Below are 22,661 nucleotides of genomic sequence, written 5' to 3' on the forward strand. Positions count from 1 at the left end.
AAGCAGAGGACGATCGAAATGCCCTTCACCCTGGCCCACCCCGCCGCGGTGCTGCCTCTGCTCCGCCATCCCTTCGTGCCGGCGGCCCTGCTGGCCGGCGCGATGGCGCCCGACGTCCCGTACTTCGTGGACACACTCGGTCCAACGACCAGTGCCGGCGATTGGTACGAGCCGTTCCTCAACGCGACGCACTCCCACACGCTCACCGGCGTACCGATCGCCCTCCTGTACGCCGTCGCTCTCGTGATCGCCTACCGGCTGCTGCGCGCACCACTCACCGCGCTGCTTCCAGCCGGACTGGCCCTCCCGACCTCCGCGCGCCGAGCGCTCGTTTCGTACCTGCCCTGGTTCGCACTCTCCGCACTGATCGGCATCGCGACCCACCTCGCGTGGGACGCCCTCACCGACGCCGAGGTCGTCCCTGCTGCCCGGCTGCTGCAGCACGCGAGCACTGCTTTCGGCCTGGCCACGGTCGGCTGGTTCCTCTGGACGCGACGCGGTCGACTCCGCCGTCCGGACGACAAGACCCACCACCTCGGCCCCACGATGCGGCGGGTGGCGATCACCCTGCTGATCGCCGCCCCGCTGCTGGGTGCTGCCGCACTCGCTCACGACGACTACACCGACTTCCGCACGGTGACGGTGGTCGACTACGACCACCCAGTCATCGTTGACGAAGGCAACGGTGTGATCAGCACCAGCTACCCGACCAGCACAGTTCCGGCCTCCTGGACCAGCCTGGCCGAAGGCGTGCTGACCGGAGCAGCGAAGCGCGCCGGCGCGGCGGCGGCGATCGCGCTGCTGCTCTACGCCGCCGGCTGGCAGGTCGCCACCGCTGTGAGGTAATTGCCACCGCCACCCCGAGCGATAACCCGACACACATCGAGCGATTACCCAGCGTGCGGGGGTGCCGCCGGCGGCGTACCGTCCGAAGCGGACCGGAACGGTGAAAGGGGCAACAAATGGCCAGCGAATTCCAGCGACGCAAGATCGCGGCGGTGTTCCACGCGATGGACGCCGACAGCAACGGTTACCTCGACGAGTCCGACTTCGAGAGCCTGACCCAGCGGTGGGTGGGCCTCCGTGGCTGGCAGCCCGGGACCGCCGACCACGAGCGGATGCGGACGATCATGATGGGCTGGTGGTCGGCGATCTCGACGATGTCCGACGGCGACCGCGACGACCTGGTGTCACTCGACGAGCTGATGACGGTCGTCGACCAGTTGCCGGCCATGGACGACGCGATCTACTCGACCGCCGACGCCATGTTCGACGCCATCGACGAGAACGGCGACGACCGGATCGCCCTGGAGGAACACAAACAGGTCGTCTACGCCTGGAAGGGCTCCGACGACGGCCTCGAGCAGGTCTTCCCCAGTCTCGACCTGAACGGCAACGGCCACCTGTCCCGCGAGGAGTTCCGCGGCCTGTGGTCGGACTTCTGGCGCGGCGACGACCCCAAGTCCCCGTCCCAGTGGGTCTTCGGCCCGTACTGACCCCAGCCGCACCGGCCCGCCGCCGGCTGGTGGCGGGCCGGCCAGGGACTGATTCGCCGAACCTGTCAGGTGTCTGAGAGGCTTTGGTGGTGAATCGGTCGCGTGTTGCGGTGCTGGCCCTGCTTGCGGTCGCGGCGGCCTGGGGGTCCACCTTCTTCCTGACCAAGGACCTGCTCGACCGGATGGACGTCGCGGACTACCTGGCGCTCCGGTTCGCGATCGCCGCGGTGGCGCTGATCGCCATCCACCCGCCCGCGATCTCCAAGCTCAGCCGCCTCGACCGCGGCCGGGGTGTCGCGCTCGGCATCACCTACGGCATCGCGCAACTGGTGCAGACCGAGGGACTGCGGCACACCTCGGCCAGCGTGTCCGGCTTCGTCACCGGCATGTACGTCGTCTTCACTCCCCTGCTCGCCGCCGTGATCCTGCGGCACAAGATCGGCCGCTGGGCCTGGGTCGCCGTCGTCCTGGCGACCATCGGCCTCGCCGTACTCTCGCTCCGCGGCTTCAGCATGGGCACCGGCGAACTGCTGACGCTCGCCTCGGCCTGCCTCTACGCGCTGCACATCATCGGCCTCGGTGCCTGGTCCACCCCGGAGAACGCCTTCGGTCTGTCCGCCCTCCAGATGGTCGTGATCACCGCCGTCTGCGCCGTCGGCGCGGTCCCCGGTGGCTTCTCGCTGCCCACCGGTTCGGGAGACTGGATCGCGGTCATCTACATGGCGCTGGTCGCGGGGGCGCTCGCGTTGATCGTGCAGACCTGGGCGCAGGCGCACCTGACGCCGACCCGGGCGGCGATCGCGATGACGATGGAACCGGTGTTCGCCTCCGCGTTCGCCGTCCTGTTCGGCACCGACAGCCTGACCGGACGGATGCTGCTCGGTGGCGCGCTGGTGCTGTCCGCGATGTATCTGGTCGAGCTTGCGCCACGGCGTAAGTTCGAGGCCGAGGTCCAGCACCTCGGGCAATAGGGAGGGTGAGATGCGCGACGACAGCGCGCGGCGGGTGCGGTGGTTCCCGTCCGCCGTGATCGTGCTGCTGCTCGCCGTCCTGGCCACCGGTACGGCAGTCAACCTGCACCTCAACCCGCAGCCCCAGTTGGTTGCCGAGGGCATCACCGGCCGCTCCGGCCCGGCCGGGATCGAGCCACCCGTCGACTCGGCCGACCTGGCCCGCCCCGAACTGATCCGCGACGCCCTGGCCGATCTGGACGCGCTCACCCTGCCGGACGGCGCGACCTTGGCCGGCTGGGACGGCCCCTGGCGCTACGTCTGGCCTCGCGACGCGTCGTTCGTCGCCGCCGCCCGCTGCTCGGTCGGCCAGTACGCCGAAGCCGACAAGGTGCTCGGATTCCTCAACCGGACCAGGCCGTCCTCCGGCCGCTGGGGTGCCCGGTACTCCGCTCCGGAGGGCAAGGAGGTCGCGGACGGGCGTGAACCGCAGCTCGACGGCTCCGGCTGGGTTCTCTGGGCCACCTGGTTCTGCGCCGAAACCAAGCTGCGTACAGCAGGCCGATCCGGTGTCGAGGCCGCCACACCCCCAGCCGGTCAACCCCTCGCGGAGTACTGGGCGATGGTGAAGGAGTCCGGCGATCAGATCGTCGCCGAACTCGGCGACGACGACCTGCCTGCCGCCTCCCCCGACTACTGGGAGCGGCCCGAGTCGGACGTCACGCTCGGCACCATCGCGCCGCTGATCACCGGGCTCAGATCCGGCTTGAAGATCGCCGCAGCACTGGACCGCAGTACCGAAGTCGCTACCTGGCAGCACGCACTCGACAGGCTGTCCAGAGCAACCGATGAAACCTTCGGCCCCGACTACCCGCGCACCCCCGCCGAAGCGGTCAGCTTCGTCGAGCCCGGGATCGAGCCGATCGGCATCGGCGGCGCCGCGGACGCGATCGTGACCGTCCTCGGCCCGCCGTTCGCTCCGGCCCGCGACGTCGTGACGGCAGCGATCGAAAGCACCTTCGAGGCTCTCACCCAACCCAACGGCGGCGTCACCCCCGGCGAACAATGGCGCACCGACGGAGTCTCCTGGACACCGCAGACCGCGTTGTTCGCGCTGAGCGCCGCCGCCCGCGGCGACCGCAGTACGGCGCAGGAACTGCTTGCCTGGCTCAACTCGCACCGCACCGCCACCGGTTCGCTGCCGGAGAAGGTCAACCGCGACCTCAAGCCCGCCGGCGAAGCACCGCTCGCCTGGACGACGGCTCTCGTGGTCCTCACCGCCTCGGCGCTGGACCACCCGCTACCGGTGCCTTGAGCAACTAACAGATCTCCATCACGTCCTGCGTCGGCGCCTCGGGCCGCGTTGTGCTGGTCGCGGTCGAGTAGAAGAACGCCGTCGACGCGATGTCGTCCTGCAACGGCAGATAGCGGCCGCCGGACCGCCACCCCAGGGCCTGGACCTCGACCCGCAACCTCTCCCGGAAGCGGATCGGATCAGGCAGATGGAAGCGATACATCCCGAACCGCTGCTGGCTCTGGTAGAGCCCGTCGGGCCGGATCACCTGCGGCATCCCGAGGTACGGCGTACTGAACTCCGCGTAGCCACCACGATCCGGCCCCAGATCGAAGTTCCAGGCGCCACCGAAGTAGTCCTCGGTCCCGGTCCCGCAGATGGTCGGGAACTCGTCGTCATCGTCGAGGTAGAACTTGACCTCCCCCTCGCCCCACCAGCCGGTGCTGTTCACTCCCCACGCCAGATAGGTCCCGACGTAGTGCCCCGGCCCTTCCACCCCGTCGAGCAGGGTGTGAACCGTCTTGGCAGCAAGCGGATTGCTCCGCCGCCACTGCGTGTGCAGGTACGCCGAGTCCTGCGCGACCTCGCCCAGCCAGTAGTCCACCTGGAAGTAGACGACCACTGCCGAGTCATGGGTGTTCTCCAGCGTCAACTGCGCCTGCGAGCGAAACGGTATCTCCCAGTAACAGTTGAACCCGCCGTTCGGATTGACCGCGACCGGCAACGAGCTGACCTGCGCGAACCGGCCCCAGCCCGAACAGAAGAAGTCCCCCACCGGCGTCTCGATCGCCGGCGCCTCGTCGCCGTCCCAGTGACCGCGCAGCACCAGGCGCCGCCAGTGGTCGCTGTGGGTGGTCAGCCAGATGTGCGTGACGCACCCCGGCCCGGCGATGTCGGCCAGCGTCACGGTCTCGCCGGCCGCGATCTCGATGGACGGCGAGACCTTCCACCCGACCCCGAGATCACGAGCGGCGTTCGCCCCCGTCCCCTCGGTCCGCCGACCGCCCTGACCGGGCTCGCCGGTCGGATTCTCGGGACTGATGGAGCGGGTCCGAACATCGACGACCGCGCTGATCCCGGACAGCTTCGGAAGAGTCATACTCCGACCCTAGGTTGCGGCGCCCACTGGCACGAGATCTGGAAATCGATTTCTCACCATCTGGTCGAGGTGGCTCAGCAGGGCCGGATCTTGGCGTTCTGCCCTTGCTCGAAGGTGAGGCAGGCGCGGGGGCGGCCCTGGTCCTTGGTGGCGCGGAGGATCAGCGGGTAGGCGTCCGCGCCGCGGATCTCGGGGGTGCGTCCGGTCTTCAGGGAGCCGACCGCGCCGCCGCGGGCCTCGGCGGCGGCCTTGACGTCTTCCACGGTCACGACGCTGCGCGCCTGTTTCTGGGCGCCGGCCGCGGCGTCGTCGGCGACCGCCAGGGCGAACTTGATCTCCGGGGGCTCCGACCAGGTGGTCGAGCTGACCGGGATCACCAGGCCGAACATCAGCACGCCGACGAAGCCGATGATCGACCGGAGCTTGCGCCGCGAGTCGGTCCACAGCACGCCCGCGCAGCCGAGCGCCAGCACCAAGGTCAGTCCGCGCAGCAGCCAGTGCCGGTCGAGTCGCCCGTCCACGGCCAGTGCCGCGCCGATCGCGATCACCACACAGGCTCCGGCTGCTGCACACGCCCGGACCGCCGGCGGAGGTACTTTCATGCCGCAGACAGTAGCCGACCGCCCGCCGTCGCTCCGACTCCCGCTGCAGGCCCGGCAGGCCGTCGGGATTCCGACATTTCTGCACGGCATCTTGCAGTAATCAACATTAGCTCCTACCGTGAGCGCGACTTGGTGTGCCCGCCCGTTCACCTTTCGTGAGGAACCGCCGATGCTGAAGCTGCTCTCCGCGCTCCTGCCCTTGACCTTGCTGACTCCGCTCACGCTTGCGGTCGCGGCCGTGGACGGCGACCAGACCTGGGTCCTGCCCGGCGTCGAAGGCGTCGGCGCGTCGCTGGAGTCGGCGAGCGGCAGACTGAAGCTCAAGGTCAGCTCCAGGGCTACCGAGGTGGTCAGCGTCGCGGACCTCGGCCTGATCACCGCGGCCGGCGACCTGTCCAAGGATCTTGCCCTGACCGCCGAGAGCCACCGGACGCTGCGGTCGTCGTACCGGATGACGACCGGGAAGCAGCGCGACCGCAGCGTCTTCCAGCAGGAGAGCCGGCTGACGTTCGGCAACGCGAGCGGTTCGTTCGCGCTGGTGGTGCGGGTGTCCGACGACGGAGTCGCGTTCCGCTACGAGCTGCCTGGGCCGGTGACGGTCCAGCGCGAGACCGGCGGCTACACGTTCGCCGCCGACACGACCAACTGGCTCCAGCCGTACAACGCGCAGCACGAGAACGAGCATGCCCAGGCGACCGCCGCCACCGCCCCGACCGGACAGTTCGGGCATCCCGCGCTGTTCCGGGCCGGAAGCAACTACACGCTGCTCGCCGAGGCCGGTGTCGACGGCCGGTACTCCGGCGCGCGACTCACCCATACCCAAGGCTCCAGCCGGTACGACGTCCAGCTGGCCGATCCGCAGGTGGTCTCTTCCGGGCCCTTGGCAACAGCCTGGCGGACGATGATCGTCGGCGAGCTCGCCGACGTGACCGCGTCGACCCTGGTGGACGACCTCGCCGACCCGGCCCGCTTCACCGACACCAACTGGATCCGGCCCGGGTTGTCGTCGTGGTCCTGGCTCGCCGAGAACTCCAGCCCCGGCAACTTCGAACGCCAGAAGGACTACGTCGACGCGGCGGCCAAGAACGGCCTCGGCTTCGTCCTCGTGGACGAAGGCTGGAAACCGGCCTGGCTCCCGGAGCTGACCCGGTACGCCCGGGCCCGAGGTGTCGACGTCCTGGTCTGGTTCCACTGGACCAACCTGCAGACCCAGGCACAGCGCGACGAATGGCTGCCGAAGCTGGTCGGCTGGGGCGTCAAGGGGGTGAAGGTCGACTTCATGGAGTCCGACACCCAGGCGCGGTACCAGTGGTACGACGCGATTCTCGCCGACACCGCGAAGTACCGGCTGATGATCAACTTCCACGGCTCGACCGTGCCGCACGGACTCGCCCGGACCTGGCCGCACGTGATGACGATGGAAGGCGTGCGCGGTGAGGAGAACGGGCTGAACGCGGCCCGCAACACGATCCTGCCGTTCACCCGCAACGTGATCGGCTCGATGGACTACACGCCGACCCGGTTCGCGACGGCGGCCAACCCGAAGCCGGAGACCACCAATGCTCACGAGCTCGCGCTGCCGGTCGTCTACGAGTCGGGCTGGACGCATGTCGTCAGTACGCCCGAGGAGCTCGCCTCGCAGCCGGAAGGTGCACGGTACCTGGCGCAGTTGCCGACAGCCTGGGACGAGACGCGGCTGATCGCGGGAGTGCCTGGCGAGCAGGCGGTGATGGCACGGCGGAGCGGAACGCGCTGGTTCGCCGGTGGGATCACGGCGGGTGCCGCGGGCACGATCGCAGTACCGCTGTCGTTCCTCGGTGGGAGTCAGCAGTGGCTGGTCGAGGTCGTGACGGACAACGGGCGCCTGCTGGCCAGGTCCTCCTCGGTACGCCGGGCGACGGACGAACTGTCCCTTGCCGTGGGCAACCATGGCGGCTTCGCCTTGCAGGCCTGCCCGTACGCCACCGGCTTGGTCACCTGCGACAAGCCACGCACGGCAGTGCCCGGTACGACGGTGCTGGTGGACGCGTCCGCCGACCAGATCGTCACGGGTGGGACGGTGAAGGTGCAGGGCGTCTTCGTCGCGCGGACAGGTGGCCCCGTGCGGAACCTCACCCTGGCTCCCGAGGTACCGGCCGGGTGGACGCTGGTCGCCGGTGCGCCGGTCACCAGGAATCGCCTGAACGACGGCGAGAGCGTGAGCGGGAACTGGACGTTGCGGCTCGATGCCGGTGGCGCCCGGGGCAAGCTCGAACTGGTTGTCGCAGGCAAGTACACGGCGCCGGACGGGCGGCTGATCCACTCCGCCGGAGCGGCGCCGATCTTCGCCGAACCGCTGCCGCCGCGCGGGGCGACGTACGTGAGTGATCTGCCGTGGACCGATGAGGTGAACGGCTACGGCAGGCCGCAGCAGCGCGACCACAACCACGGTGGCGACCGGCCGCCCGGGACGCTGACGATCGCGGGCAAGACGTTCGCCAAGGGCATCGGTGCGCACGCGGCGAGTTCGCTGACCACCTGGCTGGGCGGAGCCTGCACGCGATTCGTCGCGGACGTCGGCGTCGACGACGGTACGGAATCGGATGACGGATCGGTCACCTTCGTGGTGGTCGGCGACGGCCAGACACTGGCCGATACCCCGGTGATCCGGGCCGGCGAGGCCGCCACCCACCTCGATCTCGACGTCACCGGCATCAAGAGCCTCACGCTCGCCACCACCGACGGCGGCAACGGCAAGAACAGCGATCATGCCGACTGGGGTGGCGCCGCGCTGACCTGTGCCGGCTAGGGAGACCCTGCTAGGAAGACGCGCCCTAGAGCTCGGCGGCCTTGAGGATGCGCTGTCCGAGGACCTGCAGCGCCTCCCGCAGTTCAGGTGGTTCGACGACCGAGAAGGTGTGTTCGAGGGCGGCGAGCCGGTAGGCGTACCAGTCCGGCTCGTCGGTGCTGCCGATCAGCCGGGTGTGGGTCTCGTCGATCGGCTCGAGCCGCCCGAGCTTGCGGGCCAGCACGATGTCGGCGAGCGGAGCGTCGATGATCACCTCGATGGCGTAGCGCCAGCCCTGGGCGAAGTGGTCCTCGATGGCGGTGACCGGATCGAGGCCGTCGATGGGGGTGAAGGTCTCGGGCAGCGTCTCGGTCGTGGTGACGCGGTCGACCCGCAGGACGCGTTGGGCGTCTTTGGTGTGTGACCAGCACAGCAGGTACCAGAGGCCCTGCCGCACCGAGACCGCCCAGGGGTCGACGTCCATCGTCACCGGGTCGCGATCGCCTCTGCGGTAGCCGATCCGCAACCGGCGCCCCGCGGCACAGGCCTGGACCAGGGCCGCGGTGGTCTCCGGATCGGGATAGGTGCCGTCGGCCGCCTGCCGCGGAGTGATCAGCCGGCGCATCGACTCGGCCGGTTCGGCGACCGGCTTCGGAAGGACCCGGATGATCTTGCTGAGCGCGCTGCCTGCCGGGTCCTCCGGGTCCGACGCCTGATGGTGGCCCTCCAGCGCGGCCATCATCAGCCCGAGTGCCTCAGCGGTCGAGAACATCAGCGGCGGCAGCCGGAAACCACGGCCGACCCGATATCCGCCGTACCGGCCCGGGCTGGACTCGATCGGGATGCCCGCCTCCCGCAGGATGCCGACGTACCGGCGGGCGGCCCGGTCGGTGACGCCGAGCCTGAGGCCCAGCCGCTCCCCCGAGATCCCGGGGCACTCCTGAATCAGCTCGAGCGCCAGCAACGCCTTGGCCGTCGGGCTCAGCTCGTCCACGATCACAGTAAACCGCCCTATCCGGAAGCTGATCGTCCGCAATCGACACTAACCTATCGGCCGTGAACGAGACCCTCGACGACAAGTTGACGTTCAGGCCGGCGAACGAGGCTTCGTGGGAGGACCTGCAGGCCGTGCTGGGCAAGAGCGACGCCGGGCAGTGTCACTGCCAGCGGTTCAAGACCCGCGGCTGGATGTGGTCGGTGACCACCGAGCCGGAGCGCGCGGGGCTGATGCGGGAGCAGACGAACTGTGACAACCCGGCGGCGAAACAGACCAGCGGACTGGTCGGCTATCTGGACGGCGAGCCGGTGGGGTGGTGCGCGGTCGAGCCGCGGACGGCGTACCCGCGGCTGCTCGGGCGTACGCCGGTGCCCTGGAAGGGGCGCCAGGAGGACAAGGACGACGACTCGGTCTGGGTCATCACCTGCTTCGTGACGCGACTCGGCTACCGCAGGCGCGGGGTCAGTTACGCGATGGCCCGCGCGACGATCGAGTACGCCCGCGAGCGTGGCGCGCGGGCGCTGGAGGGGTATCCGATGTTGCCGGCCGCCGGCAAGAACGTGCCGTGGGGTGAGCTGCATGTCGGGCACTACAGCGTCTTCGAGGAGGCGGGCTTCCAGGAAGTCAGTCACCCGACACTGCGGCGCTACGTGATGCGGATCGACTTCGAGGACAGCTAGAAGGGCAGTTTGGGCTGCGGCGGCGCGTGGGTCGGATCGACGCCGTCGAACAGGCTGCTGACCGACTCCCCGTCGTGGATCCGCTTGATCGCCTCGGCGAACAACCCGGAGACCGAGCTGACCTGCAGCTCGGGGAAACCGTCGGGCCGCGGCACCGTGTCGGTGCTGATCACCTGGGTGATCGACGGATGCGACCGCAACCGCTCGACCGCCTTGCCGGCGAACAGCCCGTGCGTGGTCGCGACCGCCGCCTGGACGCAGCCGCGGTCCTTCAGCCGGTCGAGCAGTTCGATGATCGAGCCGCCGGTGGCGATCTCGTCGTCCAGCACGATCGCCCGCTTGCCGGCCACGTCGCCGACGATCGCGTCGATCACCACCCGGTCGTCGGCCAGCCGCTGCTTGCTGCCCGCCGCCACCGGCAGGCCGAGCAGCCGGGCGAACTGGGTCGCGGTCTTCGCGTTGCCGAGGTCCGGGCTGACCACGACGGTGTTGCTGAGATCGGTTCCGCGGAAGTGCTCGGCCAGGACCCCGATCGCGGTCAGGTGGTCGACCGGTACCGAGAAGAAGCCGTGCACCTGCGGAGCGTGCAACGCCATCGTCAGCACCCGGTCGACGCCGGCGGCAACCAGCAGGTCGGCGACCAGCCGGGCACCGATCGAGATCCGCGAGGCGTCCTTCTTGTCCGAGCGCGCGTACGCGTAGTGCGGGATCACCGCGGTGATCTGCGCCGCCGAGGCACCGCGGGCCGCGTCGATCATCAGCAGCAGCTCCATCAGGTGCTCCTGCGTCGGCGGCACCAGCGGCTGGACGATGTAGACGTCGCGCTGCCGGCAGTTCACCTGCAACTGGACCTGAAGGCAGTCGTTGCTGAACCGGTGGATCTCCACCGGCGACAGCTCCACCCCGAGATCAGCGCAGATCTGCTGAGCAAGAGTGGAATGGGCGTTTCCGCTGAACACGACGATCTCTCGCACGGCTCTCCCCGAACGCTGTGACCCGACAGCCCGCAGCCTAGCTGCCGGCGTCCTGAACTTTGAGCTCGAGGGCCTCCGGCGGCCCGGCGGTCGCCTGGCCGTCGATCACCATCGCTTCAGCTGAGCAGGCGAGCCAGGATCTCCCCCGCGGTTCTGCAGTCCGCCGCCGAGGCGTCGAGGTGGGTGACCACCCGCAGCTGGGTCGCGCCGACGCCACCGACCCGCAGACCGGCGGTCGCGGCGGCGGCCACCACTTCGGCGACCGTCTTGCCGGTGCCGGCCAGGTCAGCGACGACGATGTTGGTGTCGACCTGGTCCGGCTTGACCGAGCCAGGCGCCGCGTCGGCGAGTATCTCGGCGATCCGGCGCGCGTTCGCGTGATCCTCGGCGAGACGCTCCACGTTGTTGCGGATGGCATACAGCCCGGCGCCGGCCAGTACGCCGGCCTGACGCCAGCCCGCGCCCAGTCGCTTGCGCCAGACTCGCGCCTCACGGACCAGCTCGGCCGACCCGACGAGCACGGAGCCGACCGGAGCACCGAGTCCCTTCGAGAGACACACGCTGGCCGCCGCTGCTCGTGACGCGTACGCCGCCAGCGGTACGCCGGAGGCCACCGACGCGTTCCACAGCCGGGCTCCGTCGAGGTGCAGCGGGAGACCTGCCGCATCGAGCTCGTCGGCGAGGGCGTCGTACGAGCGCTGGATCGCCCCGCCACCGAAGTTGTGGGTGTTCTCGACCGAGACGGCCGCCGTCTGGACGAAGTACGGGCCGAGGTCCGGGGCGATCAGGGCGCGGATCTGCGCGAGGTCGATCTGCCCGCCGGGCGCGCTCCACGTCCGGGTGGTGATCCCGCTGACCGCCGCGTGCGCACCCAGCTCGGCGCGCGCGATGTGCGCACTCGCCTCGCAGAGCACTTCGGTGCCGGGCGCGGCGAGCGCCCGGACGCCGAGGATGTTGGCCAGCGAACCGGTCACCGTGAACAGCCCGGCCTCGTGCCCGAGCAACTCCGCGACGGTCTCCTCGAGCTCGGTGACCGTGGGGTCCTCACCGTAGACGTCGTCGCCGAGGGGCGCGCTCGTCATTGCCGCCAGCATGCCGGCGGACGGTCGCGTCACGGTGTCCGACCGCAGGTCGATCACGATGCCTCCACTTCGGCCGCCGGACATCGCGGCGGCGTCGTTGCGGCCGCCCGGCACGCCGGGCGGCTCTTCGTCAGGAGCGCGCGCCGCGCAGGCGCTCGGCGACCAGGAAGGCGAGTTCCAGCGACTGGTGCCGGTTCAGCCGCGGGTCGCAGGCCGTCTCGTAGCGGTTGACCAGGTCCTCCGCGACCAGTGCCTCGCCACCACCGAGGCACTCGGTGACGTCGTCGCCGGTGAGCTCGATGTGCATCCCGCCCGGCCAGGTACCGACCTGCTCGTGCGCGTCGAAGAAGCCCTGCACCTCGTCGATCACGTCGTCGAAGTTGCGGGTCTTGTAGCCGTTCGGCGTCTCGTAGGTGTTGCCGTGCATCGGGTCGCAGACCCAGGCGACCGGCGAGCCGTGGTCGCGGACCGCCTCCAGCAGCGGCGGCAGGCCGGCCCGGATCTTGCCCGCCCCCATCCGGGTGATGAAGGTCAGCCGGCCCTCGATGCCCTTCGGGTTCAGCTTGTCGATCAGGGCCCGGATGTACTCCGGAGTGGTGGTCGGGCCGATCTTCACCCCCAGCGGGTTGCTCAGCGTCGACAGGAACTCGATGTGCGCGCCGTCCAGCTGGCGGGTCCGCTCCCCCACCCAGAGCAGGTGACCGGAGACGTCGTACGGCTGCTCGGTGCGCGAGTCGATCCGGGTCAGGGCGTGTTCGTACTCCAGGATCAGCGCCTCGTGCGAGGCGTAGAAGTCGACCGTCCGGAACTCGTCGGCGGTCGCGCCGCAGGCGCGCATGAAGGCGAGCGCGCGCTCGATCTCGGAGGCGAGCCGCTCGTACTTCTGCCCGACCGGCGAGGACCGGACGAAGTCGGTGTTCCAGGCGTGCACCTGGTGCAGGTCGGCGTACCCACCGGTGGTGAAGGCGCGGGTCAGGTTCAGCGTGGCGGCGGCCGCGTTGTAGACGCCGCGCAGGCGCTGCGGGTCCGGGATCCGCGACTCCTCGGTGAACTCCAGGCCGTTGACCGCGTCGCCGCGGTACGACGGCAGCGTCACGCCGTCGCGGGTCTCGTCGCCGGAACTGCGCGGCTTCGCGTACTGCCCGGCGATCCGGCCGACCTTCACGACCGGCACGCTCGCGGCGTACTGGAGCACGACGGACATCTGCAGCAGCACCCGGAGCTTGGCCCGGATGTTCTCGGCGGTCACCCCGTCGAAGGTCTCTGCGCAGTCGCCGCCCTGCAGCAGGAACGACTCGCCCCGCGCCACCGCCCCGATCCTGGTGGTCAGGTCGTCGCACTCACCGGCGAACACCAGTGGCGGCAACGTCCTGAGCTGGCCGATGACGTGGTCCAGAGCCTGCTGGTCCGGCCACTCCGGCTGCTGCAGCGGCTTCATGGCCCGCAGCTCGTCCAGAGTCGGAACTCCAGGCACTTCCCCCGCACTCAAAGTCGCAAATTGCATACCCCAACCCTATTGCAGCCGGCCGGCCCGCCGCCTGCCCGTCTCACCCCCGCCCCCTCCCTCCCCCTCTCCCGTGGGACCGGGGAGAGAAGTACGCCCGATCCGGTGCAACTTCTTCCCCAGAAACCGGCGTAGTCATTTGGCGCGGGTTGTCCACAAGGAGGCGAGTGGGGGGCGGGATGGTGGTCGGGTCGGTGCATCTTGTCGAGGTGGAGACCGAGGAAGAACGGATTCGATCGTTCGTGGAGCTGCGGCAGCGGCAGTACGGGGCGTTCAGCCGGGCTCAGGCCCTGGCGCACGGGATCACCGACAAGGTGCTCCAGCGACGGTGCCGGGCGCGGCAACTGCAGCGGGTGACCGAAGGAGTCGCTGGGGCAGCTACCGGGCCGCGACGTGCTCCGGCAGATCCTGCGCGACGCGGCCGACGGGGTTCAGTCGTTCCTCGAGCAGTGCTATCTCCGGCGGGTCGAGTGCGCTCACGGCTTGCCCGTTGGCGAGCGGCAGGTGCGCGTCGTCACCGTCGGCTCCTCGGACGGCTCAGCGCGAAGGGTTGTCCATCGCGACGTCGAGTATCCGCCGTACGGGTTGATCGTCGAACTCGACGGCCGGCTCGGTCACGCCGACGCGCTCTCACGGTGGCGCGACATGAGCAGAGACAACGCCGCCGCGATCAGCGGGAAACCGACCCTGCGGTTCGGGTACCAGCTGGTCAGCCGGCCCTGTGAGACCACCACGCAGGTCGTCGCTGCGCTCCACCACCTCGGTTGGACCGGCTCGCCCCGCCCCTGCGCCCCCACCTGCCCACTCCGCCCCAGCGGCGGGGAGGTTCTTGCCCCGATCCGCGGGCAGAATCCTCCCCGAGTCAGCCCAGCGAGCTGAGGTCCGGGGGGACGTCGACGGCGTGGTCGCGCAGGACCGCGAGCGGGATGGTCTCCAGGGACCGGGCATGGGTCGAGGCCAGTACGACGGGTGCCGCCGCGCCGGCGTGGTACGCCTGCAGCCAGCGGGCCGCGACCACGCACCAGCGGTCGCCCGGGGTGAGACCGGCGAAGCCGAACTCGGGCCGCGGCGTACTGAGGTCGTTGCCGACCCTCGCCTGGTGGGTCAGGAACTCGCTGGTCATCACCGCGCAGACCGTGTGGCTGCCCACATCCTCCGGACCGGTGCTGCAGCAGCCGTCGCGGAAGAATCCCGTGACCGGGTCGGTCCCACACTCCTGCAGGGCCTCACCGAGGACGTTCAACTCGCTCTCCATGCGCCCATCCTGCGCCACGGCGACCGGTTGCGGGCTCAGGAGGCCTTGGTGTCGCCCAGCCGGGGCTTGATGTGGTCGTCGACCGACTCGCCCGCCTTGATCAGCTCCTTGGCCTTCTCGGCGTACATGTCGACGTACTCCTGGCCGGACAGCTCCATCATCGCGTACATGATCTCGTCGGTGACCGAGCGCAGCACGAACCGGTCGCGCTCCATCCCCTCGTACCGGGAGAAGTCCAGCGGCTTGCCGATCGAGACGCCGGGCCGGATCAGCCGCGGCAACCGGCGGCCGGGCTCGCGGATCAGGAACTTGGGCCAGACCGAACCGGGCGGGTTCAGCTTCTCGGTGTCGATCATCGCCACCGGGATCACCGGGACACCGGCCACGATCGCCATCCGCGCCACGCCGGTCTTGCCCTTGTAGAGCCGGCCGTCGGGTGAGCGGGTGCCCTCGGGATAGATCCCGAACAGCTGGCCCTTGGCGAGGATCTCCAGCCCGGTGTTCAGCGCGGCCAGGGACGCGCGGCCGCCGGAACGGTCGATCGGGATCTGGCCGATCGAGCGGAAGAAGGTCGCCATCAGGCGGCCCTTCAGCCCGGGCGCGGTGAAGTACTCCGACTTGGCCGGGAAGACGATCTGCCGCGGCACCGCCACCGGCAGGAAGACCGAGTCGGTGAAGGCCAGATGGTTGCTGACCAGCAGGGCCGGCCCGGTCGAGGGAATGTTCTCCAGCCCCTCGACCCTGGGACGGAAGAGGAGCTTCGCAATCGGTCCGACGAAAAACCGCCTGAGGAACAGGTACAGCACGCCATCACCTCCGTCACTCGGCCGACACACTACGGTCCACTGTCCTCTTCAAGCAACGTGACCGCCAGGAATAGGCGGATCGCACACCGTGTTGGCATCAGGTTGCAGACTGGGTGCGATGTCGGTCACGAGTGGTTGGCGACACCCGCGCCGGGGTGGGCGGGTGGCCCCGCGGCTGCGACCATTGGCGTTCCGAGCTGTAGGCGACCCGTCGAGGAGTACCCGTGCCAGTGCAAGCTCACGCGGAGGAGTTCCGCAACCCAGGATCCGGTGCGAACGCCGCGACCGGGGTGCTGCTGAGCCACGGATTCACCGGCTCCCCCCGCGCGATGCGGCCGTTCGGTGAGCATCTGGCGGCGGACGGGTACGGCGTCGCCGTACCGCGGCTGCCGGGGCACGGCACTCGCTGGCAGGAGCTGAACAACACCCGCTGGCAGGACTGGTACGCCGTCCTGGACAACGAGCTGGAGCGGCTCCGCAAGGAGCACGATCGGGTCTTCGTGGCCGGCCTGTCGATGGGCGGCTGCCTCGTGCTGCGGCTGGCCGAGCAGCACGGCGCCGACATCTCCGGGGTGATCCTGGTCAACCCGTCCGTGCGGACCGACGACAAGCGGCTCGCCGTACTGCCGGTGCTGCAGCGGGTGGTGCCGTCGTTCCCGGGCATCTCCAACGACATCAAGAAGCCGGGCGTCGACGAGGGCGCGTACTCCCGGCTGCCGCTGCGGGCACTCCACTCGCTCTCGCAGCTCTGGACGATCACCCGCGCCGACCTCGCCAAGGTCACCCAGCCGGTATTGCTCTTCCGAAGTACCGTCGACCATGTCGTGGAGCCGAGCTCGGGCCGGGCGATCCTGGCCGCGATCTCGTCCCGCGACGTCACCGAAACCCTGCTCGAGGACAGCTATCACGTGGCCACTCTGGACAACGACGCTCCCCGCATCTTCGCCGACACCACCGCGTTCATCGACCGGGTCGCCGCCGATGCGTGACAACGGCCTGACCGCGTCGAAGTACACGTCGATGGGCGGCATCGACCCCCGCATCGCAGAGCCCGTCCTGAAGGCACTGGCCGAAGCAGGCATCGCCGCGTACGCCGGCAAGCCGGACGACGCCACCACCGAGCCGAGCGAGGCGTCCACCGGACGAACAGCCGAACCGACCGGACAGACGCCCACCGCACGCGCAGCTGAACCGACTGGACAGACGCCCACCGCACGCACCGCCGAACCGACCGGAGAGACGCCCACCGCACGCACCGCCGAACCGACCGGGGAGACGCCCATCGCGCGGGTCACCGAGTCGGCCGATGGCGTAGCCGAGGCGGCGGGCGCGCCCTCCTCTTCTCCCCAGCCGAGCGGCGCCGAAGGCGACGCGAAGGCGGACGCGGCCACAGCGAGCGAGCCCGTGCTGTCCGACCGGAAGCCGGCGACGCGGATTCCGGCCGGACTGGACGAGATCTTCGTGGACGCCGAGTCCGAGGTCCGGGCCCGCGGGGTGATCGCGCGCAGTACCGAGGACGCCGAGTGGGCATCGTTGGTGGAGCAGTTCGGGAAGCCTTCGGCGGAGGGGCACGACGCGACTCCGGTGCCCCGCTGGCCGGTCAGTGAGGACGTCGACGAGAGCAGCTACGAGCCGCTGATCGACGTACCGGCTGGACTGATCGTCGGAGACACCGATGAGGAGCCGCCCGAGGAGCCACCGGCGAGGCGCCGCGAGGACCACCACGATCACTACGTACCGCCGGAGCCGCCGCGCGGACCGAAGCTGGACTGGATCAGCCGGGCGGCCTGGCTCGGGGTGATCGGCGGGCCGTTGCTGCTGATGGCCGCCGCGCTCCTCGACTTCGGCACCGGCCGGATCACCACGATCGCGGTCATCGGCTTCATCGGCGGCTTCCTCACCCTGGTCGTCCGGATGGGCGACCGGCTGCCCCCGGAGGACACCACGGACGACGGGGCGGTCGTTTAGCGTTAGGCTGCGGATCGTCGGACAATCCGACGAGATCAGCTGAATCAACGAGCAAGGGGAGGCACCCGTGCAGGTGACCGAGACGGTCGAGATCACCGGCCACCTGATGGACACCGGGCTGCTGTCCCGGGTCCTGGACGACATCCGCGGGTACGGCGGTGAGTACACGCTGGACAAGTTCGATCTCGGCTACGACAAGGACGATCCGTCGACCGTGCGGATGACGGTGGGCGCCGAGGACGAGGAAGCCCTGCAGCGGCTGCTGATGCGGATCCAGACCAAGGGCGCCAACCTGGTCGACCCCGGTACGCCGGAGATCTCCGAGGTGCTCCAGGACGGCGTCTTCCCGGACGGTTTCTACTCGACCACCAACCTGCCCACCAGCGTCCGGCTGAACGGCCGCTGGGTCGGGGTCCGCAACCCCGAGATGGACTGCGGGCTGCTGGTCGAGGGGGACGCCGTCCGCACCATCCCGATGTCGGAGGTGAAGGCCGGGATGCGGATCATCTCCAGCGCGCAGGGCGTCCGGGTCACTCCCCCGATCGTCGCGCACACCGAGGAGTCCTTCGGCTTCATGGAGTCCGAGGTCTCCAGCGAGAAGCCGCAGCGGGTCCTGGTCCAGCAGGTCGCCGACGGCATGCGCGAGGCGAAGGCGGCCGGCCTGAAGGTGCTCTGGGTCGGCGGCCCCGGCATCGTGCACACCGGCGCCGCACCGGCCATGGTGGCGATCGTCGAGGCCGGATTCGTCGACGTCATGTTCGCCGGCAACGCGCTCGCGACCCACGACATCGAGTCCTCGCTCTACGGAACGTCACTGGGCGTCGACCTGGCCCGCGGCCGGGGCGTGGAGCACGGCCACGAGCACCACATCCGGGCGATCAACACGATCCGCAAGGCCGGCTCGATCGCCGAGGCCGTCGAGTCCGGCGTACTGACCTCGGGCGTGATGCACGCACTGGTCAAGAACGGCAACAAGTTCGTCCTGGTCGGCTCGGTCCGCGACGACGGCCCGCTGCCCGACGTCTACACCGACGTCCTCGAGGGCCAGCGGGCGATGCGGGCCGAACTGGAAGGCGTCGGTTACTGCCTGATGGCCGCCACCATGCTGCATTCGGTTGCTACGGGCAACATCTTACCGGCGGCCGTCCCGCTGACCTGCGTCGACATCAACCCGGCCACCGTCACCAAGCTCGCCGACCGCGGGTCGTCCCAGGCCCGCGGCATCGTCACCGACGTCGGCCTGTTCATCGAGCACCTGGCCCGCGAACTCTCCCCGTCGTACGCCGACACGGAATAACCGGGCTCGTCGCCGTTCTCGGTGCCATCGTGGATCCATGGCACTGAGAACGAAGGCACACTGGTTCGGCGTCGCGCTCAACTCCCCCGACCCGCGCGCGCTGGCACGCTTCTACCAACGACTCCTCGGCTGGGAGCTGCACGCCGACGAGCCCACCTGGGCGACCCTCGCGCCGTCGAAGGAGGCCGGCTACAACCTGGGTTTCCACCTCGAGGAGCTCTATCAGCGCCCCGTCTGGCCGGCCGAGGAAGGCAAACCCCAGATGCAGGTCCATCTCGACCTCGAGGTGGACGACCTCGACCAGGCGGTCGAGCACGCCATCGACGCGGGCGCCGAGCTGGCGGCGTACCAGCCGCAGGAGCGGGTTCGTGTGATGCTCGACCCAGATGGTCATCCGTTCTGCCTCTATCTGGACTGAGCAGGCAGGATGTGTGCCATGACGGAACTGGTGCACCTGACCGAGACCGACGGCGTGGCGACGATCACCCTGGACTCGCCGCACAACAAGAACGCGCTCTCCCAGCAGCTGACGGGTGAACTGCTCGATCACCTGGCGACCGCCGACGCCGACAACGCCGTCCGGGTGATCGTGATCCGCTCCGCGCTGGACGTGTTCTGCTCCGGCGCGGACCTGTCCGAGGCGACCACGGTCGGCATGGGCGTCGGCGCGCAGCGGATGGTGGACGTCCAGCGGGCGATCGTGGCCAACACTAAACCCGTCGTGACCAGGGTGGCCGGACCGGTACGAGCCGGCGGTATCGGGATCGTCGCCGCCTCCGACCTCAGCGTCGCCGGCCACAGCGCGACCTTCGCACTGACCGAGGTACGCCTCGGCCTCGCCGCCGCGACGATCTCGCTGACGGTCATCCCCCGCCTCACCGACCGCGCCGCGGCCCTGACCTTCCTCACCGGCGACAGCTTCGACGGCGCCGAGGCCGCGAGCCTCGGTCTGGTCACCACTTCGGTGGCCGACGCCGAGCTCGACCGGGCACTCGACGCGCTCCTGAAGTCCCTGCTCAAGGGCGCGCCGCAGGGCCTGCGCGAGTCGAAGAAACTGCTCAACCGCGAACTCCTCGCCGACATCGATGCCCGAGGCACCGACCTGGCCGAGCTCTCCGCCGGCCTCTTCGGCTCCCCCGCCGCCCAGGAAGCCATGCTCGCCTTCCTGAACCGCAAGAAGAAGTAGCCGCTAAACCAGTTGCCGCTCGCGGTGGCGCTTGGTGCACTGGGCGTCATGACGATCACCGCGACGATGCGCAGGACGTTCCGCGAGCAGGGTTTCGTGGTGGTGCCCGGTGTGCTCACCGACGAGCAGCTCGCGACCGGGCGGAAGCTGGTCGCGGCGGAGCTCGAGAACACTCCACCGGCGCCGGGGCACGTGGGTATCCACTTCACCTGGCCACGGTTCGAGGACGGTTCGCATCCGCTGCTCGACCTGTACCGCGAGGCCGTCGCGCCCCTGGCCGCCGAGCTGGTGCTGCCCGAGCTCGGTGTCGACGAGCCGGACTTCGCCCAGATCGCGACCACGATTCCGCCGTGGCCGCACCGTCCCGGCGCACCGCATGTCGACGGGGTGACACCGTTGCCGGACGACGGTGTGCCGTTCACGTTCTCCGTGCTGGCCGGCATCTGGCTGACCGACCAACTGGAGGAGTACAACGGCAACCTGCACGTCTGGCCCGGCACGCACCGGAGGTTCGGCGAATACCTGGCCGCGCAAGGTGTCGATGCCCTGGCCGAGTTGTCGAAGGACACCAGCGGGGCGCCGTACCCGAGGATCGAGTTGGGTGAGCAGGTCCAGACCTTCGGAACGGCCGGGAGCGTACTGTTCGCGCACTATCTGCTCGGGCACAACATCGGCGGCAACACCGGACCCGATCGGCGCGAGACGATCTACTACCGACTGCAGGCCGGTGGGCATCGGGGGCGGTGGCGCGAGGTCGTGGCCGATCCGCTGAGCGAGTTCAGGACGGAGTAGTTCGCGGCGCGGTGATTTCGAGCAGCATCGGCAGGTGGTCGGAGGCGGCGACCAGATCTTCGCGGGTGACTCCCTCGATCGAGTCGAGGGGGATCACTCGGCCGGTCAGACCGGGTGAGAGGTGCGCGCCGTCGATTCGTTTGACCGGGTTGTCGGAGTGGAAGGTCGGTCCGGCGTCGACGCCGAGGTCCGTCAGGCCTTCGGTGGCCAGGCGGTCCCAGACCGGACCACCTGGTTCCTCGTTGAGGTCGCCGACCAGCAGGTAGGGCAGGTTGAAGGACTTGCAGCCGCGCAGGACCTGCTCCAGCTCGCGCTGGCGGCCGCCGATGTGCAGTCCGAGATGGCAGACCACCAGGGCCAGCCCGACTCCGCCCAGGGTCGTCCGGCCGCCGACCGAACCGCCGGGCAGCTGGGTGGCAATGAAGCGGAACCGGCGGCGGACGAACGGCCGCCAAACCCTCCAGTGCAAGGGATCCGCGACCTCGATGCCCTCGGCAACCAGAATCGCGTTGCGGGCCGAGGCGGCGATGTAGCGGAGCCCGAACGTCGCGGCCATCGCCCTGCGCTTGCGCCGCGTGCCCCACCAGGTCGGTGCTTCCTGGATCAGCGCGATGTCGGGCGCGCAGGCACGCACCACCCGGGCCAGTGCTTCCCGGTCGTCACCCCAGCGGTGCACGTTGTAGGACAGCACCCGCAGCGACGGGCTGCCGGTCATGCCTCCGGATCACCGTTCAGCTCGGCGGTGGCCGGCTCGGTCAGCGGCTCGGCCGTCCGCATCCCCGTACGCCGTCCGACCGACTTGCGCGCCGCCCGCTCGAGCCGGGTCGACCGTCCACTTCGCCCGGCAGCCGTCTTCGCCGTCACCGCGGTCGTCTTGACCCGCACCCGGCGCAGCCAGGTCGCCTCTTCGCGGGCCAGATCCGCCGCGCCGACCATGCCGGCCTCAGGACCCAGTACCGCGCGTACGATCCGCGCCTCGGGCCGGAAACCGCGGCCCGTCAGGGTTCGCTTGAACGCTTCGCGCGCCGGAGCCAGCAGAAGCTCCCCCGCGTCCGAGACCCCACCGCCGATCACGAAGGTGCCGGGATCCAGCGCGGCGGCCAGGTTGGCCAGCCCGATACCGAGCCAGCGACCGACGTCCTCCAGCAACTCGACCGCGACCGGGTCGCCGTCCTTCGCCAGGGCCGTGACCAGCTGACCGTTGATCCGGCGCGGATCTCCGTCGGCCGCCCGCAGCAGGTTGTGCGCGACCGGCGAACCGGACAGCGCCAGCTCACGGGCCTCCCGGGTCAGCGCGTTGCCGGAGGCGTACTGCTCCCAGCAACCGCGGTTGCCACACTCGCACCGGTGTCCGCCCGGCACGACCTGCATGTGCCCGAACTCGCCGGCGATGCCGAACTTGCCGCGCTGCAAGGCGCCGTCGTTCAGGATCGCGCCACCGATACCGGTGCCGAGCGTGACGCAGACCAGATGGCTCTCGCCCTGTCCGCCACCGAACCGCCACTCCGACCAGGCAGCGGCGTTGGCGTCGTTCTCGACCACCACGGGCAGGCCGAGGCGGCGCTCGACGGCGTCCCGCAGCGGCTCGTGCCGCCAGGCCAGGTGCGGCGCGAACAGCACCGACGACCGGGTGCCGTCGACGAACCCGGCCGCGCCGATGCCGACCGCGATCACGTCGTGCCGCGACTCGAGGTCGTGCACGATCTCGGCGATCGCGTCCTCGGTCTCCCGCGGGTCCTTGGTGGGCGTGTCCCGGCGCAACCGGTCCAGGATGTTGCCCTCCGGATCGACCACCCCGGCGGCCACCTTGGTGCCACCGATGTCGATGCCGATCGTCAACGCCTGCGTCAGAGCCATCGCACGACCTCCTTCGCCGTACCCCCTACGCCTCCTGAAACGGTACTGGAGCCCG

At 69.8% G+C, this 22,661-nt stretch carries 23 protein-coding genes; 13 read left to right on the plus strand and 10 right to left on the minus strand.

Annotation, left to right across the window (positions count from 1 at the left end):
- Window positions 1-18 precede the first annotated feature (18 nt).
- From OX958_RS21880 to OX958_RS21895, 4 genes are all read left to right on the plus strand, one after another.
- On the plus strand, window positions 19-846 hold the full coding sequence (locus tag OX958_RS21880) for a DUF4184 family protein (RefSeq protein WP_270131010.1): 828 nt from the start codon (window positions 19-21) through the stop codon (window positions 844-846).
- Window positions 847-962: 116 nt separating this feature from the next.
- Window positions 963-1,496 (plus strand): EF-hand domain-containing protein, encoded by a 534-nt coding sequence (locus OX958_RS21885; protein WP_270131011.1) that lies wholly within the window; start codon window positions 963-965, stop codon window positions 1,494-1,496.
- An 89-nt stretch (window positions 1,497-1,585) separates the two neighbouring features.
- Window positions 1,586-2,467 carry a DMT family transporter gene (locus tag OX958_RS21890; protein WP_270131013.1) on the plus strand — a complete coding sequence of 294 codons (882 nt, stop codon included), beginning with the start codon at window positions 1,586-1,588 and terminating at the stop codon, window positions 2,465-2,467.
- Window positions 2,468-2,477: 10 nt separating this feature from the next.
- A complete protein-coding gene (locus OX958_RS21895; RefSeq protein ID WP_270131014.1) occupies window positions 2,478-3,761 on the plus strand; it encodes a glucoamylase in 1,284 nt (427 codons plus the stop codon).
- Window positions 3,762-3,765: 4 nt separating this feature from the next.
- Here the strand turns inward: OX958_RS21895 and OX958_RS21900 are convergent, their stop codons facing one another.
- Complete coding sequence (locus OX958_RS21900) at window positions 3,766-4,839, minus strand: glycoside hydrolase family 172 protein (RefSeq protein WP_270131015.1); 1,074 nt, start codon at window positions 4,837-4,839, stop codon at window positions 3,766-3,768.
- A gap of 74 nt (window positions 4,840-4,913) precedes the next feature.
- The gene (locus OX958_RS21905; RefSeq protein ID WP_270131016.1) at window positions 4,914-5,441 is read right to left on the minus strand and encodes a hypothetical protein; all 528 of its coding nucleotides are present in this window, start codon (window positions 5,439-5,441) and stop codon (window positions 4,914-4,916) included.
- A gap of 169 nt (window positions 5,442-5,610) precedes the next feature.
- Between OX958_RS21905 and OX958_RS21910 the strand changes: the two genes are divergently transcribed.
- A complete protein-coding gene (locus OX958_RS21910; RefSeq protein ID WP_270131017.1) occupies window positions 5,611-8,229 on the plus strand; it encodes a glycoside hydrolase family 97 catalytic domain-containing protein in 2,619 nt (872 codons plus the stop codon).
- A gap of 25 nt (window positions 8,230-8,254) precedes the next feature.
- On the opposite strand, the gene OX958_RS21915 is transcribed toward OX958_RS21910, so the two are convergent.
- Window positions 8,255-9,202, minus strand: a complete 948-nt coding sequence (locus OX958_RS21915) for a helix-turn-helix transcriptional regulator (protein WP_270131018.1) — start codon at window positions 9,200-9,202, stop codon at window positions 8,255-8,257.
- 62 nt (window positions 9,203-9,264) lie between these two features.
- Between OX958_RS21915 and OX958_RS21920 the strand changes: the two genes are divergently transcribed.
- Window positions 9,265-9,885, plus strand: coding sequence for a GNAT family N-acetyltransferase (locus OX958_RS21920; RefSeq protein WP_270131019.1), 621 nt, complete (start codon window positions 9,265-9,267; stop codon window positions 9,883-9,885).
- Here the strand turns inward: OX958_RS21920 and OX958_RS21925 are convergent.
- From OX958_RS21925 to OX958_RS21935, 3 genes are all read right to left on the minus strand, one after another.
- Window positions 9,882-10,859: a ribose-phosphate diphosphokinase gene (locus OX958_RS21925; RefSeq protein ID WP_270131020.1), complete on the minus strand. Its 978-nt coding sequence runs from the start codon at window positions 10,857-10,859 to the stop codon at window positions 9,882-9,884. The two genes, OX958_RS21920 and OX958_RS21925, sit on opposite strands and share 4 nt — an antisense overlap.
- 116 nt (window positions 10,860-10,975) lie before the next feature.
- Entirely contained in the window at window positions 10,976-12,055 is a 1,080-nt protein-coding gene (locus tag OX958_RS21930; RefSeq protein ID WP_333486405.1) for a threonine aldolase family protein, read from the minus strand.
- Window positions 12,056-12,071: 16 nt separating this feature from the next.
- On the minus strand, window positions 12,072-13,445 hold the full coding sequence (locus tag OX958_RS21935; protein ID WP_442913214.1) for a class II 3-deoxy-7-phosphoheptulonate synthase: 1,374 nt from the start codon (window positions 13,443-13,445) through the stop codon (window positions 12,072-12,074).
- A 483-nt stretch (window positions 13,446-13,928) separates the two neighbouring features.
- Here OX958_RS21935 and OX958_RS21940 point away from each other — a divergent pair, with 483 nt between their 5' ends.
- Entirely contained in the window at window positions 13,929-14,324 is a 396-nt protein-coding gene (locus OX958_RS21940) for a hypothetical protein (RefSeq protein WP_270131022.1), read from the plus strand.
- On the opposite strand, the gene OX958_RS21945 is transcribed toward OX958_RS21940, so the two are convergent.
- The gene (locus tag OX958_RS21945) at window positions 14,308-14,700 is read right to left on the minus strand and encodes a DUF2237 family protein (protein ID WP_270131023.1); all 393 of its coding nucleotides are present in this window, start codon (window positions 14,698-14,700) and stop codon (window positions 14,308-14,310) included. The genes OX958_RS21940 and OX958_RS21945 overlap by 17 nt on opposite strands.
- A 35-nt stretch (window positions 14,701-14,735) precedes the next feature.
- Window positions 14,736-15,506 (minus strand): lysophospholipid acyltransferase family protein, encoded by a 771-nt coding sequence (locus OX958_RS21950; protein WP_270131024.1) that lies wholly within the window; start codon window positions 15,504-15,506, stop codon window positions 14,736-14,738.
- 224 nt (window positions 15,507-15,730) lie between these two features.
- On the opposite strand from OX958_RS21950, the gene OX958_RS21955 reads away from it, so the two are divergent.
- The 6 genes from OX958_RS21955 to OX958_RS21980 all read left to right on the plus strand — a co-directional run bounded on the left by OX958_RS21955 (window position 15,731) and on the right by OX958_RS21980 (window position 20,749).
- On the plus strand, window positions 15,731-16,495 hold the full coding sequence (locus OX958_RS21955) for an alpha/beta hydrolase (protein ID WP_270131025.1): 765 nt from the start codon (window positions 15,731-15,733) through the stop codon (window positions 16,493-16,495).
- Window positions 16,488-17,474 carry a hypothetical protein gene (locus OX958_RS21960; RefSeq protein WP_270131026.1) on the plus strand — a complete coding sequence of 329 codons (987 nt, stop codon included), beginning with the start codon at window positions 16,488-16,490 and terminating at the stop codon, window positions 17,472-17,474. Before OX958_RS21955 ends, OX958_RS21960 begins: the two co-directional genes overlap by 8 nt.
- A gap of 67 nt (window positions 17,475-17,541) precedes the next feature.
- Window positions 17,542-18,771 (plus strand): ornithine cyclodeaminase, encoded by a 1,230-nt coding sequence (locus tag OX958_RS21965; RefSeq protein WP_270131028.1) that lies wholly within the window; start codon window positions 17,542-17,544, stop codon window positions 18,769-18,771.
- 37 nt (window positions 18,772-18,808) lie between these two features.
- The gene (locus OX958_RS21970; protein ID WP_270131029.1) at window positions 18,809-19,189 is read left to right on the plus strand and encodes a VOC family protein; all 381 of its coding nucleotides are present in this window, start codon (window positions 18,809-18,811) and stop codon (window positions 19,187-19,189) included.
- An 18-nt stretch (window positions 19,190-19,207) separates the two neighbouring features.
- Window positions 19,208-19,957: an enoyl-CoA hydratase-related protein gene (locus tag OX958_RS21975; RefSeq protein ID WP_333486406.1), complete on the plus strand. Its 750-nt coding sequence runs from the start codon at window positions 19,208-19,210 to the stop codon at window positions 19,955-19,957.
- Between the two features lie 48 nt (window positions 19,958-20,005).
- Complete coding sequence (locus OX958_RS21980; RefSeq protein WP_270131032.1) at window positions 20,006-20,749, plus strand: phytanoyl-CoA dioxygenase family protein; 744 nt, start codon at window positions 20,006-20,008, stop codon at window positions 20,747-20,749.
- Here the strand turns inward: OX958_RS21980 and OX958_RS21985 are convergent.
- Together OX958_RS21985 and OX958_RS21990 are read right to left on the minus strand one after the other, a co-directional pair.
- Window positions 20,736-21,464, minus strand: a complete 729-nt coding sequence (locus OX958_RS21985) for an endonuclease/exonuclease/phosphatase family protein (RefSeq protein WP_270131034.1) — start codon at window positions 21,462-21,464, stop codon at window positions 20,736-20,738. The genes OX958_RS21980 and OX958_RS21985 overlap by 14 nt on opposite strands.
- Window positions 21,461-22,606 carry an ROK family glucokinase gene (locus tag OX958_RS21990; RefSeq protein ID WP_270131036.1) on the minus strand — a complete coding sequence of 382 codons (1,146 nt, stop codon included), beginning with the start codon at window positions 22,604-22,606 and terminating at the stop codon, window positions 21,461-21,463. The genes OX958_RS21985 and OX958_RS21990 overlap by 4 nt, the downstream gene beginning before the upstream one ends.
- Window positions 22,607-22,661 lie beyond the last annotated feature (55 nt).

This window comes from Kribbella sp. CA-293567, assembly GCF_027627575.1.
Taxonomy (GTDB): domain Bacteria; phylum Actinomycetota; class Actinomycetes; order Propionibacteriales; family Kribbellaceae; genus Kribbella.